This window comes from Streptomyces sp. SID14478 (genome assembly GCF_010548525.1).
GTDB lineage: Bacteria > Actinomycetota > Actinomycetes > Streptomycetales > Streptomycetaceae > Streptomyces.
Genome location: NZ_JAAGMG010000913.1, coordinates 1 through 13,638 on the forward strand (window position 1 = coordinate 1; position 13,638 = coordinate 13,638).

The following is a 13,638-nucleotide window of genomic DNA, read 5'->3' on the forward strand; positions in this document are numbered from 1 at the left end:
TGGTGCGGCGTGCCGGGGGTCGACGGCGGCTGCTCGGGGCCGCCGGGCGGCGTGGTGGTGGTCCCACCGCCGGGGTTCGCGCAGTCGTCGCCGTAGGCGCCGTTGCCGATCCCGCCCACGCTGACCGAGTTCCCGCATGCGTTGACCGGTACCTCGATCGGTACCTGCACGTGGTTGCCCGAGCCGACGCCGGGTGAACCGCCGGTGTGACCACCGGCGTGCGATCCGCCGCCGGACGGCTTGTGCGTGCCGCTGCCGGCGCCGCTGCCGTCCGAGGTGTTCGCGCAGCTGTTGCCCGTCACGGGGTTGAGCAGCCCGATGACGTTGACGGTGTTGCCGCACAAGTTGACCGGCACGTTCACAGGAGCCTGGATCGAGTTGCCGGACGCGACGCCCGGTGAGTCCGACGCGCTTCCGTTCGCTCCCGAGTCGGCGTGCGCGTAGCCGCCGGATACGGCGAGCACGCCGGTCGCGGCCGCCACGGTGATCAGGCCTTTACGCGTGACCTGTCGCATAGCTTTCCCTGCCTTAGAACTTTGCCCGAGCACGGGACGGTGTGCCCCGTGCCGAATGCCCGACGGCCCCGGAGTGCATGGCGCGCACTCCGGGGCCGGCGGACTCAGACCCTCAAGGGGTGAGGCACAACAGCGTCACTTGTTGATGCAGGCGTTGCCGAAGGCGGGGTTCAGCAGCCCGATCACGGAGACCGTGTTGCCGCAGATGTTCACCGGCACGTGGATCGGAGCCTGAACGACATTGCCCGACAGCACACCGGGGGAGTTCACGGCGGCACCCTGGGCACCGGCGTCGGCAGCGGCGATGCCCGCGCCAGCGAGCACGAGACCACCAGTGGCAGCCGCAGCAGCGACGACCTTCTTGATCATTATTCCTCCTTGTTGGCAATGCAGTCCCAGCCGCGGACTGCACTCCCTGTAACGAGGAGGAAGTAATGGGGCTACGAGCCTATGGTTCCTTTCACTCTTTTCAGTCAAGTGCGCACGTGCGGACGATTGTTGGGATCACGCCGGGTTGACGTGAGCAGCTCGTCACGATGCGTCGATGAACCGGTCGAGCACCCGGACGCCGAACTTGAGCCCGTCGACCGGGACCCGCTCGTCGACACCGTGGAACATGCCCGCGAAGTCCAGCTCGGGCGGCAGTTGCAGCGGCGCGAAGCCGAAGTTGCGGATGCCAAGCTCCACGAAGGACTTGGCGTCGGTGCCGCCGGAGAGCATGTACGGGATGGCCTTGCCGATCGGGTCCTCGGCCTCGATCGACGACTGCATGGCGGCGACGAGCGCCCCGTCGAAGTCGGTCTCGACGGCCTTGTCCGCGTGCACGTCCTCGCGCCTGACCTTCGGGCCGAGGATCCGGTCGAGGTCGGTGAGGAACTCCTCCTCGTGGCCCGGCAGGTAGCGACCGTCGATGTGCGCGGTGGCCTCGCCGGGGATGACGTTCACCTTGTAACCGGCGCCCAGCTGCGTGGGGTTGGCGGTGTTGCTCAGCGTGGCGCCGATGAGCTTGGCGATGCCGCCGAGCCGGGCCAGGGTCGACTCCATGTCCTCGGGGTCGAGCTCGGTCCCGAGGGCGTCGCCGAGTTCGTCCAGGAAGGCCCGGGTGGTCTTGGTGACGCGCACCGGGAACCTGTGGCGTCCGAGACGGGCGACCGCCTCGGACAGTTCGGTGATGGCGTTGTCCCGGTGGATCATCGAGCCGTGCCCGGCGGTGCCGGCCACGCTCAGCTTCATCCAGTGCATGCCCTTCTCCGCGGTCTGCACGAGGTAGAGCCGGCGCTGCTCGCTCACCGTGAACGAGAAGCCGCCGACCTCGCTGATCGCCTCGGTGACGCCCTCGAAGAGCTCCGGGTGGTGGTCGACGAGGTGGTGCGCGCCGAACACGCCGCCGGCCTCCTCGTCGGCGAGGAAGGCCAGGACGATGTCGCGCGGGGGCTTGCGGCCGGTGCGCAGCCGGTCCCGGACGACCGCGAGGGTCATCGCGTCCATGTCCTTCATGTCGACCGCGCCGCGGCCCCAGACGCACCCGTCGGCGATCTCGCCGGAGAACGGGTGGTGGGTCCAGTCCGCCGCGTTGGCCGGGACGACGTCGGTGTGCCCGTGGATGAGGAGCGCGGGCCGCGACGGGTCCTCGCCCTCGATGCGGGCGACCGTGGAGGCCCGGCCGGGGTGCGACTCGAAGATCTTGGGTTCGAGGCCCACCTCGGCGAGCTTCTCGGCGACCCACTCGGCGGCCTTGCGCTCGCCCGGGCCCGAATGGTCGCCGTAGTTGCTGGTGTCGATCTGGATCAGTTCTCGGCAGAGGTCGACGACCTCGTCCTGACCGGAGACGGCCCTGCCCTCGCTCGACTCGCTCACGCTTGTTCCTCTCTCCCTGGTGGATCCCCCTCATCCTCTCTCTCCGCGCCTTCGTGCCCAAGGCCGGGAGGCCCTCGTCACGTGCCGTTCACAGGCGGCCCGGGCGGGCGGGAGCCGTGATCGAACCACTCCGAATCCCTGGTAATGTTCTCTGTGTCGCCGCGGGAACACCCCGCACCAAGGCGGCAGACACCTTGTCCGGGTGGCGGAATGGCAGACGCGCTAGCTTGAGGTGCTAGTGCCCTTTATCGGGCGTGGGGGTTCAAGTCCCCCCTCGGACACAGCGAAAGACCCCAGTTCATCTGGGGTCTTTTTGTTTTGTGCCCGCGGGCAGGGACCGGGCGGTGCGACGGTCGAAGACCAGGGGGCGGGCCACCCGCAGTGCCGTGCTGAGGGCGCCGAGCAGGACCGCGTCGTCGCCCGTCGTGCTGGCCTCGACGCGGGGACGCAGCGGGGTCAGGCGGTGCAGGGTGTCGCGGACCGTGGCCAGCAGCAGGTCGGCGCCACGGCCCACTCCCCCGCCCAGCGCCACCAGGTCGGGGTCGAGCACGGCGGTGACGGACGCGACGGCGAGGGCGAGGCGTTCGCCTTCCTGGCGGACGGCGGCGAGGGCGGCCGGGTCGTCGGTGCGGGCGGCGTCGAAGACGCGCTTGGCCGTGAGGGGGCCGGTCATGCCGAGGGTGCGGGCGGCGCGCACGACGGCGTCGGCGGAGACGGCGTCCTCCAGCATGCCGCGGCGCGGCGCGGAGCCCGAGCGCGGTACGCCGTCCAGGGGCAGGAAGCCGATCTCGCCGGCGGCGCCGTGCGCGCCCAGGAAGAGTTCGCCGTCGGCGACGACGCCCATGCCGAGGCCGGTGCCGATGAGGACGTACACGAACAGGCGACTGCCCGCTCCGGTGCCGAAGGTGTACTCGCCGAGGGCGGCGAGGTTGGCGTCGTTGTGGACGGACAGCGGGGTGCCGAGGCGGGCCTTCATCCGCTCGACGAGGCCGGGGCGGCCCCAGCCGGGCAGGTTGACGGCGTAGCGGACGCGGCCGGTCGTGCGGTCGAAGACGCCGGGGGTGCCGACGGCGGTGTGGACGATGTCCCCGGGGGCCAGCCGGGCCTGTGCCAGGGCCTGTTCGGCGCAGGCCACGGCGGCGTCGGCGACCGAGGCGGCGCCGCGGCCCCGGTTGGGTACCTCCGTGCGGGAGACGATCGTGCCGGCCAGGTCGGTGACGGCGGTGCGCAGCCGGGCGCGGCCGATGTCGATGCCGAGGACATGGCCCGCGCCCGGGTCGGGCTCGTAGAGGACGGCGACGCGGCCGCGGCCCTGGGTGTGGGTACCGGCCTCGCGGACCAGGCCCGCGCGTTCCAGGGCGGCGAGCGCCGAGGAGACGGTGGGCTTGGACAGGCCGCTGTCGCGGGCGAGTTGGGCCCGGGAGGCGGGGCCTTCGTGTCGTAATCGCTCCAGGAGCAGCCATTCGTTGTTGCTGCGCAGGCGCTGTCTGTTCCACGGGGGCGTGGTCACGGGGTGCTCTCGGGGGGCGCGGTGACGTGGCAGGCGGCCGTGTGGTCCTGGCCGACCGGTTGCAGGGTCGGGGTGACCCGGTGGCAGAGGTCGACGGCGAGGGAGCAGCGGGCCCGGAAGCGGCAGCTGGGGGTGGGGTCGATGACGACCGGGGGGTCCGCCTTGGCGGCCGCCGCGTCGATGTCGAGCGGGGCGCGCGGGTCGGGGACGGCGGACAGGAGCAGGTCGGTGTAGGGGTGCCGGGGCCGGGCGAGGACGTCCTCGGTGGGGCCGGTCTCGACGATGTGGCCGCCGTACATGACGGCGATGCGGTCGGAGAGGTAGCGGGCACTGGCGATGTCGTGGGTGATGTAGAGGATCGAGACGCCTTCGGTGGCGCGCAGGTCGGCCATGACGTTGAGCAGGCCGATGCGGATGGAGACGTCGAGCATGGAGACCGGCTCGTCGGCGAGGATCAGCCGGGGGCGGTGGGCGAGGGCCTGGGCGAAGCCGATGCGCTGGCGCTGGCCGCCGGAGAGTTCGTACGGGAAGCGGGACAGGACCTCCACGGCGGGGGTGAGGCCGACGGCCTCCACGACGCGCTCGGCCTCCGACTGCCGCTGGGTTCCCGAGAGTTCGGGGCGGTGGAGCTTGAGGCCGCGCAGGATTCCGTGGGAGACGCGGTAGGCGGGGTTGAGGGAGGAGAAGGGGTCCTGGAAGACCATGGGGACGTCGCCGCGGTAGGCGAGTTTTGCCCTGCGGCCGCGCTGGGACGTCAACGGCTCGCCCTGGTAGCGGATTTCGCCCCTGGTCGGTTTGTGGACCTGGGCGACGAGGCGGGCGAGGGTGGACTTGCCGCTGCCGCTCTCGCCGACGAGGGCGACGATCTCGCGTTCCCCGATGGCGAGGTCGACGTCGTCGACGGCGTGCAGGACGCGGCGGGTCAGTCCGGTGCCGACCTTGAAGTGGCGGGTGAGGCCGACCGTTTCGAGAAGGGGGCTCATCGGGCGGCCTCCGTGAGGTGCAGCAGGCAGCGGGAGTGGGCCTCGCCGACCTGGTAGAGGGCGGGTTCGGTCGTGTGGCACTGCTCCTGCACGAGGGGGCAGCGCGGGTGGAAGCGGCAGCCGGCGGGCGGTGCGGACAGGTCCGGCGGGCTGCCGGGGATGCCGCGCAGCGGGACGCGGGGGCCGCGGATGGAGGGGAACGCCTCCAGCAGGCCGCGGCTGTAGGGGTGGGCGGGCCGGTCGAAGACGGTGCGGGTGGGGCCCTGCTCGACGACCTGGCCGGCGTACATGACGAGGAGCTGGTCCGAGAAGTGCGAGACGAGCGACATGTCGTGCGTGACGAACACGACGGCGAAGCCCAGGAGTTGCTGGAGTTCCTTGATCTGCACCATGAGGGAGCGCTGGGCGACGACGTCCAGCGCGGAGGTCGGCTCGTCCATGATGACCAGGTCGGGGGTGAGCAGCAACGCCATGGCGATCATGGCGCGTTGGCGCATCCCGCCGGACAGCTGGTGGGGGTAGCTGCGCAGATGGACCGGGTCGATGCCGACGAGTTCCAGCACCTCGGTGGAGCGGGCGTGGATCTCCTCGGCGGTGTGGGTGCCGTGGGCGGCCATGGCGTCCTTGTACTGGGCGGCGAGGGTGGCCACCGGGTTGAGGGCGTTCATGGCGCTCTGCAGGACGACGGAGAAGTCGCGCCAGCGCAGGGCGTTGAGGTCCCGCTCGCTCATCGTGACGAGGTCCTCGCCGCGGAAGCGGACGGCGCCGCCGGTGATCCGGGCGGGCGGGTTGAGCAGGCCCGCGACGGCGAACATCAGGGTGGACTTGCCGCACCCGGACTCGCCCACGACGGCCATGAACTCGCCGCGTTCCAGCGACAGTTCGACGTCGTCGACGGCGAGGACCGGGCCGCGGGCGGTGTCGTAGGCGACGCTGAGGCCGGTGACGTCCAGGAGGGGTTCAGGCACGGGTGCGCCTCCTTTGCTCGCGGCGGCGTTCCCTGCGGCGTACGGGTCGCAGGGCGGGGTTGCCGATCTCGTCGAAGGCGTAGTTGACGAGGGCGAAGGCGACGCCGAGGAGGGCGACGCACAGGCCGGGCGCGATCGACCACAGCGGGGTGCCGGTCTGCAGGGCCTGCTGGTTCTGGGCCCAGTAGAGCATCGTGCCCCAGCTCTGGGAGTTCGGGTCGCCGAGCCCGAGGAACTGCAGGCCCGCGGCGCTGAGCACCGAGTACAGGGCGGCGCCGAGGAAGTTGGCGACGATGAGCGAGGTCATCGTCGGCAGGACCTCGCGCAGGATGATGTACGACCGGCGTTCGCCGCGCGCCCGGGCCGATTCGAGGAAGTCCCTGTTGCGCAGGGACAGGGCCTGGGCGCGCATCTGGTTGGCGCCGTAGGACCAGCCGGTGAACACGAGGACGGCGAGGATCACGCCGAGGGAGCCCTTGCCGGCGTACTTGGCGAGGATGATCACCAGCGGGAACGCCGGGATGACGAGGACGACGTTGGTCAGCAGGGACAGCAGGTCGTCGGCGAGGCCGCCGAGATAGGCGGCGGAGACGCCGATCAGCACGGACAGTACGGTGGCGAGGGCCCCGGCCACGAGCGCGATGACGAGCGACTCCCGTGTTCCGTAGATGAGTTGGGAGTAGATGTCCTGGCCCAGGCCCGTGGTGCCGAGGAGGTGGGCGGTGGAGGGGTCGAGGCGGGGCGCGTAGTTCAGCTCGTTCGGGTGGTCGACGGAGGTGAACAGGCCGGGGAACGCGGCGACGACCGTGAACACGAGCAGGATCGCGACGCCGGTCATGGCCTTGCGGTTGCCGCGGATCGCCTTCCACAGGCCCGCTCCCGCCCGGCCCCGGGTGACGGCCTTGTCCGGGGGCGGGGCGGTGACGGTGGTGGTGGTCATCGGGCGCTATCCCTTCGCCCGGGCGCGCGGGTCCAGCCACACCGTCGCCAGGTCGACCGCCAGCAGGGCCACCAGGACCGCGACCGTGAACAGCATGAACAGGGCCTGCATCAGCGGGTAGTCGACGTTCTGGACGGCGTTGTAGAGGAGGTAGCCGACGCCGGGGTAGTTGAAGACGTACTCGATCAGGATCGCGCCGGAGATGACGAAGCCGAGCGACATGGCGAAGCCGGCGAGGTTGGGCAGGACCGCGTTGCGGGCCGCGTAGCCGTACATGATGCGGCGGTTGCCGAGGCCCTTGGCGCGGGCCATGCGGACGTAGTCCTCGGCCAGCGTCGTGATCATGTTGTTGCGCATCGTCAGGATCCAGCCGCCGATCGTGGTGACCAGGAGCGTGGCCGCCGGGAGGATCGCGTGGGACAGGACGCTGCCCACGAAGCCCGGTGAGAAGCCCGGCACGATCGAGGTGTCGTAGTTGAAGTTGGCGGGGAGCAGGCCGCCGGTGCCCTGCGAGAAGACGAGGATCAGGAGCAGGCCGACCCAGAAGTACGGCAGCGCCGAGGTGACCACGAAGATCGGCGGCAGGATGGCGTCCAGGGCGCCGCCGCGGCGCCAGCCCGCCACCGTGCCGATGAACGTGCCGAGCACGAAGGCCAGCACCGTGGTGATGCCGACGAGGCCGAGCGTCCAGGGCAGGGCGCCGCCGATCAGCGAGGTGACCGGCTCGCCCAGCGTCTGGCCGATGGAGCGGCCCCAGTTGCCGGTGAACATGTGGCCCAGGTAGTCGACGTACTGGACCGCGACGTTCTCGTGCGGTTTGAAGCCGAACGACGTCAGCATCTGTTCGAGCGCGTCGCGCGAGACGCGGCCGCGGGTGCGCACGGTGAGCGCGTCCACCGGGTCGCCCGGCATGAAGCGCGGGAGGAAGAAGTTCAGGGTGAGGGCCGCCCAGAGCGTGAGGAGGAAGAACCCCAGGCGGCGCAGGATGAAGCGCACAGGTCACCGCCTACTGGGCCGACTTGGAGTACAGGTGGGTGAGGACCTGCCCCGTGTCGGGGAAGTTGTAGGCCGCCGGCTGGGCGTAGGGGTTGTCCTCGGTGGGCCAGCCGCCGATGTCCTTGGTGTTGTACTGGAACCAGTCCACCGACTCCACGACCGGGATCACCGGGACGTCGTCGATCATGTACTGGGACACCTGCTTGATGATCTCGGTCTGCCGGGTCTCGTCGGCCGACGCGTACTCGTTGAGGAGCTTGTCGACCGTCGGGTTCTTGTAGCGCTCCCAGTTGCTGGCGGCGTTCTTGCCCATCGGGGCGGTGTTGGCCGAGTGCAGCATCTGGCGCAGCTCGTAGTACGGGGTGGGGCCGCTGGTCTGCTGGGCGTAGTAGGCGAGGTCGTAGTCGCCGGTGTAGAGGCGGCCGATCATCGTCTGCTGGGCGAGGTCCTGGACCGTGAGGTCGATGCCGACGGCCTTGAGGTTCTGCTTGATGACGTTGAGGGAGGCGTCCCAGTCGGTGTAGCCGGTGATCGTGATGATCTTGAGTTTGAGCGGCTTGGACGGGGAGTAGCCGAGCTCGCCGAGGAGCTTCTTGGCGCGGGCCGGGTCGGGCTTGTCGTAGCCGGCCTTCGCGACGGCCGCCTTGTCGAAGTACTTGTCGAACGTCGGCGTGACGATGCCCGACTGGTTCGCGGCCGGCTCCTGACCGCCCACACCGATCTTGGAGACCTTCTCGCGGTCGATGGCGTACGAGAGCGCCTGGCGCACCTTGAGATTGCTGGTGATCTTGTGGGAGGGGTCGAGGTTCGGGTGGATGCTGACGTTGAGGACGGGCGGCGACCACGTGTGGTTGTCGGGTGACTTGTCCAGGTAGAACTGCTTGATGCCCGGGATGAACTGACTCCCCCACTGTGCCTTGCCGTTGGCGAGGTCGAGGTTGGCGGGGCCGTTGTCCAGGTAGGCCGGGTACTCGACCTTCTGGATGTACGGCTTGCCGGGCTGCCAGTAGGTGGGGTTGGCCGTGTACTGGATGTTGTTGGGCGTGCACGGGTCGACCTTGAAGGGGCCGGTGCCGACGGGCTTCTTGTCCACCCAGGTGTCGGGGTGCTGGGCCGCCGCGCCGCTGCCGAAGACGTGCTCGGGCACGATGGCGACCTGGTGGGCGAAGGCGTAGAAGTACGGCTGGGCCGCCTTCTCGAACTTCAGGGTGACCTTGTCGCCCGCGGCGGTCGCCGACCGGAGTCCGGCCGTGGTCCACAGGGCGTACAGGTCCGTGGAGGGGACCTTCTTCATGAGGTTGAAGGTGAAGGCGACGTCCTTGGCGGTGAAGGGCTTGCCGTCGTTCCACTTGACGCCGGAGCGGACGGTGAAGTCGATCTGCGTCTTGTCGGCGTTCCACTTGTAGCTCTTGGCGAGCATCGGGGTCTCGGCCGCGTCCTTGAGGGTGTTGACGAAGATCAGGGGTTCGTAGACGAAGCCGATGGAGGTGTTGTAGACCGCCGGGTTGAACGGGTTGAAGTTGCAGGTCCAGGTCTGCCCCGCCGTGTTGGCGATGGTGACGGTGCCGCCCTTCTTGCGCGGGCCGCTGCTCTGGGAGGAGTTGTTGTCGCTGCCGTCGGACCCCTTGTGCTTGGTCTCGGAGCAGGCCGTCGCGGCGAGCCCGAGAACGAGTGCGGTTGCGAGGATGCGCGTGGGCCTCATTCCAGCCAGTCCCTTCGTGGGCCGGGTGCGTCAGATGCGGGAGCGCGCGGCCTCGACGGCCAGCGCGAGTGCCCCGAGCAGGGGCGCTTCGTACGGATACGCGGCGGGTACGAGCGGGGGCGGATAGGGCACGGCCGCGTCGAGGGCGGTGCGCAGCCTGCCGTGCAGCGCGTCCCAGGAGCGGACCATGCCGCCGCCGACGACGATCCGCTCGGGATCGACGGCGATGGTGAGATTGACCAGGTGGAAGGCGAGCTCGTCGAGGAACTCACCTATGTGGTCGGCGAGTTGGCCCGAGCCGCCGCCCGAGCGGGCGGCGCGGCTGAGGGCCTTGCCGCTGACGACGTCCTCCAGCGGGACGCGGTCGGCGCGGCCCACGTCCTGCGGGAACCGCAGGTTGTAGCCGATCTCGCCGGACGCGCCGTGCCGTCCGGCGAGGACCGTGCCGCCGACGACGAGGGCGACGGCGAGTCCGGTGCCGAGGTTGACGTACAGGCCGGGGTCGCAGCCCCGCAGTGCCCCCGCCTCGTACTCGTGGCGGGCGGCGGCCTTCACGTCGGTGGCCAGGCGCAGCCGTGACTGAGGGAAGGCCTGGGCGAGTTCGCGGCCGAGGGCGAGTCCCTCCCAGCCCGGGATGTTCGGGGCGAGGGCCACGCCGTCGTCGCCGGGGATGCCGATGGTGGACACCCCGACGGCGACCGGGTCGCGGCCGGCGAGGAGGATCCGTGCGGTGTCCACGGCGCGCTCGAGGCCGGCCCGGGCGCCCTGGTCGGCGGCGGTCTCGACGGTGCGGTCGTGCAGTCGGGCGCCATGGAGGTCGGCGACGGTCAGCGCCGTCTTGGTGCCACCGAAATCGAGCGCGAGGACGACGGGCGGGGGTACGTGCACGTTCACTCGGAGCTCCTCACAGGGGAGGCAAGCGCCAGTAAAGTTACGTAACTAAACGAGATTGGGCGCGACTGTACGCGCGATACGTTTCTGGCGTAAGTCCTCGCGCTCACACCGGAGTTGACGATCTCTGCGGAGCGGCCCGGCGGGCGCGGGACGACACAGAAAAGCGGCGGGGTGCGGCATCGCCGCACCCCGCCGGTAACACGTCCGCTGTCGCGGCTACTTGGCGGACTCCACCGCGTGGCCGCCGAACTGGTTGCGCAGCGCCGCGATCATCTTCATCTGCGGCGAGTCGTCCTGACGGGACGCGAAGCGCGCGAAGAGGGAGGCCGTGATCGCGGGCAGCGGCACCGCGTGGTCGATGGCCGCCTCGACGGTCCAGCGGCCCTCGCCGGAGTCGGCGGCGAAGCCGCGCAGCTTGGCCAGGTGCTCGTCGTCGTCCAGGGCGTTGACCGCGAGGTCGAGCAGCCAGGAACGGATGACCGTGCCCTCCTGCCAGGAGCGGAAGACCTCGCGCACGTCGGTCACCGAGTCGGCGGCCTCCAGGAGCTCCCAGCCCTCGGCGTAGGCCTGCATCATGGCGTACTCGATGCCGTTGTGGACCATCTTGGAGAAGTGGCCGGCGCCGACCTTGCCCGCGTGGACGTAGCCGAAGTCGCCTTCGGGCTTGAGGGCGTCGAAGACGGGCTTGACGCGGGCGACGTCCTCGTCGGTGCCGCCGACCATGAGCGCGTAGCCGTTCTGCAGGCCCCAGACGCCGCCGGAGACACCGGCGTCGACGAAGCCGATGCCGCGCTCGGCGAGCTCGGCCGCGTGCTTCTCGTCGTCCGTCCAGCGGGAGTTGCCGCCGTCGACGACGATGTCGCCCTCGGCGAGCAGACCCTTCAGTTCGTCGACGGTCGACTGGGTGGCGGCGCCGGCCGGCACCATCACCCAGACCACGCGCGGGCCTTCGAGCTTCTCGACGAGTTCGGCGAGGGACGCCACGTCGGAGACCTCGGGGTTGCGGTCGTACCCGATGACGTCGTGGCCGGCGCGGCGGATGCGCTCGCGCATGTTGCCGCCCATCTTGCCGAGACCGATGAGACCGAGCTGCATGTCAGTTCACTTACCTTCAGTGCTAGTTGCGGCCGCGCAGCGCGCGGTACGTGGCGACGAGGGACTGGGTGGAGGCGTCGAGGCCGGGGACCTCGGCGCCTTCGGTGAGGGCGGGTTCGACGCGCTTGGCGAGGACCTTGCCGAGCTCGACGCCCCACTGGTCGAAGGAGTCGATGTTCCAGATGGCGCCCTGGACGAAGACCTTCTGCTCGTAGAGCGCGATGAGCTGGCCGAGGACCGACGGGGTCAGTTCCTTCGCCAGGATCGTCGTCGTGGGGTGGTTGCCCTTGAACGTCTTGTGCGCCACCAGCTCCTCGGCGACGCCCTCGGCACGCACCTCGTCGGGCGTCTTGCCGAAGGCGAGGGCCTGGCCCTGCGCGAACAGGTTGGCCATCAACAGGTCGTGCTGGCCCGCGAGTTCGGTGCCGAGCTCGTCGACCGGCCGCGCGAAGCCGATGAGGTCCGCCGGGATCAGCTTCGTGCCCTGGTGGATCAGCTGGTAGTAGGCGTGCTGGCCGTTGGTGCCGGGCGTGCCCCACACGACGGGGCCCGTCTGCCACTCCACGGGGCGGCCCTCGCGGTCCACGGACTTGCCGTTGGACTCCATGTCGAGCTGCTGGAGGTAGGCGGTGAACTTGGAGAGGTAGTGCGAGTACGGCAGGACCGCGTGCGACTGGGCGCCGTGGAAGTTGCCGTACCAGACGCCCAGCAGGCCGAGCAGCAGCGGCGCGTTGGCCTCGGCGGGGGCCGTGCGGAAGTGGTCGTCGACGAGGCGGAAGCCGTCGAGGAGCGCACGGAAGTGCTCCGGGCCGATGGCGATCATCAGCGACAGGCCGATGGCCGAGTCGAAGGAGTAGCGGCCGCCGACCCAGTCCCAGAACTCGAACATGTTGGCCGTGTCGATGCCGAAGTCGGAGACCTTCTCGGCGTTGGTCGACAGGGCGACGAAGTGCTTGGCGACGGCCGCCTCGTCCGTGAGCGCCGTCAGCAGCCAGGTGCGGGCGGCGGTCGCGTTCGTGATCGTCTCGATCGTGGTGAACGTCTTCGAGGCGATGACGAACAGCGTCTCGGCCGGGTCGAGGTCGCGGACGGCCTCGTGCAGGTCGGCGCCGTCCACGTTCGACACGAAGCGGAACGTCAACTCCCGCGCGGTGTACGGGCGCAGGGCCTCGTACGCCATCGCGGGGCCGAGGTCGGAGCCGCCGATGCCGATGTTCACGACGTTCTTGATGCGCTTGCCGGTGTGGCCGGTCCACTCGCCGGAGCGGACCTTGTCGGCGAAGGCGGCCATCTTGTCGAGGACGGCGTGCACCTTCGGCACGACGTTCTCGCCGTCGACCTCGATCACGGCGTCGGCCGGGGCGCGCAGGGCCGTGTGCAGCACGGCGCGGTCCTCGGTCGTGTTGATCTTCTCGCCGCGGAACATGGCGTCGCGCTGCCCGAACACGTCGGTGGCGGTGGCCAGTTCCTGCAGCAGGGCGAGGGTCTCGTCCGTGACCAGGTGCTTGGAGTAGTCGATGTGCAGATCGCCGACGTCGACCGTGTAGCGCCCGGCGCGGGCCGGGTCCTCGGCGAACAGGTCGCGCAGGTGCGTGCCGTTGAACTTGGCGCGGTGGTCCTCCAGCGCGGTCCACTGCGGCCGGCGCGTGAGGAGGGGGGTGCTGTCAGGCATGGTGAACGGACTCCTTGGGTGCCTTCGTGGCCGTCGTCGCCTTCGTGGCCGCCGCGGACTTCGCGGCCTTCGGCGTCTTCGTGCCGGAGCCGCCCGGGGCGTCTCCCTGCAGCGCGACGGCGTACATCTCGTCGGCGTCGAGGCGGCGCAGTTCCTCGGCGATCAGCTCGGCGGTCGAGCGGACCTTCAGGGCGAGGGTGCGCTCGGGCTGGCCGGGCAGGGTCAGGGTGGCGAGGGGGCCCTCGGGACGGTCGATGCGGATCTCGCCGCCCGGCGTGCCGAGGCGGACCGCGGTGACGACCGGACCGGCCGTCGTGACGCGCTCGACCGGGACGCCGAGGCGGGCGCCGAGCCAGCGCGCGAGGAGCTCGGCGCTGGGGTTCTCGGCCTCGGACTCGACGGCCGCGGAGACGACCTCGGCGCGGGCCTGGTCGAGGGCGGCGGCCAGCATGGAGCGCCACGGCGTGAGCCGGGTCCAGGCCAGGTCGGTGTCGCCCGGCGCGTAG

13 protein-coding genes and 1 tRNA gene are annotated in these 13,638 nt (G+C 70.4%); 1 reads left to right on the top strand and 13 read right to left on the bottom strand.

Annotated features, from left to right (window positions below; genetic code table 11):
• From G3I40_RS29680 to G3I40_RS29690, 3 genes are all read right to left on the bottom strand, one after another.
• The coding region (locus tag G3I40_RS29680) for a chaplin (protein WP_164305686.1) at nucleotides 1-515 on the bottom strand (515 nt) is incomplete at its 3' end.
• A 135-nt stretch (nucleotides 516-650) separates the two neighbouring features.
• Nucleotides 651-884 carry a chaplin ChpH gene (gene chpH / locus G3I40_RS29685; protein ID WP_164305688.1) on the bottom strand — a complete coding sequence of 78 codons (234 nt, stop codon included), beginning with the start codon at nucleotides 882-884 and terminating at the stop codon, nucleotides 651-653.
• 162 nt (nucleotides 885-1,046) lie between these two features.
• On the bottom strand, nucleotides 1,047-2,372 hold the full coding sequence (locus G3I40_RS29690) for a M20/M25/M40 family metallo-hydrolase (RefSeq protein WP_164305690.1): 1,326 nt from the start codon (nucleotides 2,370-2,372) through the stop codon (nucleotides 1,047-1,049).
• 196 nt (nucleotides 2,373-2,568) lie between these two features.
• Here G3I40_RS29690 and G3I40_RS29695 point away from each other — a divergent pair.
• A tRNA-Leu gene (locus G3I40_RS29695) sits at nucleotides 2,569-2,653 on the top strand.
• A gap of 17 nt (nucleotides 2,654-2,670) precedes the next feature.
• Here the strand turns inward: G3I40_RS29695 and G3I40_RS29700 are convergent.
• From G3I40_RS29700 to G3I40_RS29745, 10 genes are all read right to left on the bottom strand, one after another.
• Entirely contained in the window at nucleotides 2,671-3,882 is a 1,212-nt protein-coding gene (locus tag G3I40_RS29700; protein WP_164305692.1) for an ROK family transcriptional regulator, read from the bottom strand.
• Nucleotides 3,879-4,865 (bottom strand): ABC transporter ATP-binding protein, encoded by a 987-nt coding sequence (locus tag G3I40_RS29705; protein WP_164305694.1) that lies wholly within the window; start codon nucleotides 4,863-4,865, stop codon nucleotides 3,879-3,881. Before G3I40_RS29705 ends, G3I40_RS29700 begins: the two co-directional genes overlap by 4 nt.
• Nucleotides 4,862-5,833: an ABC transporter ATP-binding protein gene (locus tag G3I40_RS29710; protein WP_164305696.1), complete on the bottom strand. Its 972-nt coding sequence runs from the start codon at nucleotides 5,831-5,833 to the stop codon at nucleotides 4,862-4,864. The genes G3I40_RS29705 and G3I40_RS29710 overlap by 4 nt, the downstream gene beginning before the upstream one ends.
• Entirely contained in the window at nucleotides 5,826-6,773 is a 948-nt protein-coding gene (locus tag G3I40_RS29715) for an ABC transporter permease (protein WP_164305698.1), read from the bottom strand. Before G3I40_RS29715 ends, G3I40_RS29710 begins: the two co-directional genes overlap by 8 nt.
• A 6-nt stretch (nucleotides 6,774-6,779) precedes the next feature.
• Nucleotides 6,780-7,769 carry an ABC transporter permease gene (locus G3I40_RS29720; protein WP_164305699.1) on the bottom strand — a complete coding sequence of 330 codons (990 nt, stop codon included), beginning with the start codon at nucleotides 7,767-7,769 and terminating at the stop codon, nucleotides 6,780-6,782.
• A 10-nt stretch (nucleotides 7,770-7,779) separates the two neighbouring features.
• Entirely contained in the window at nucleotides 7,780-9,471 is a 1,692-nt protein-coding gene (locus G3I40_RS29725; RefSeq protein WP_203645002.1) for an ABC transporter substrate-binding protein, read from the bottom strand.
• 30 nt (nucleotides 9,472-9,501) lie between these two features.
• Nucleotides 9,502-10,365 (bottom strand): ROK family protein, encoded by an 864-nt coding sequence (locus tag G3I40_RS29730; RefSeq protein WP_164305701.1) that lies wholly within the window; start codon nucleotides 10,363-10,365, stop codon nucleotides 9,502-9,504.
• Between the two features lie 216 nt (nucleotides 10,366-10,581).
• Complete coding sequence (gene gnd, locus G3I40_RS29735) at nucleotides 10,582-11,460, bottom strand: phosphogluconate dehydrogenase (NAD(+)-dependent, decarboxylating) (RefSeq protein WP_164305703.1); 879 nt, start codon at nucleotides 11,458-11,460, stop codon at nucleotides 10,582-10,584.
• A gap of 22 nt (nucleotides 11,461-11,482) precedes the next feature.
• Complete coding sequence (pgi, locus tag G3I40_RS29740) at nucleotides 11,483-13,132, bottom strand: glucose-6-phosphate isomerase (RefSeq protein WP_164305705.1); 1,650 nt, start codon at nucleotides 13,130-13,132, stop codon at nucleotides 11,483-11,485.
• The coding region (locus G3I40_RS29745; RefSeq protein WP_239092014.1) for a glucose-6-phosphate dehydrogenase assembly protein OpcA at nucleotides 13,125-13,638 on the bottom strand (514 nt) is incomplete at its 5' end. The genes G3I40_RS29745 and pgi, both read right to left, overlap by 8 nt.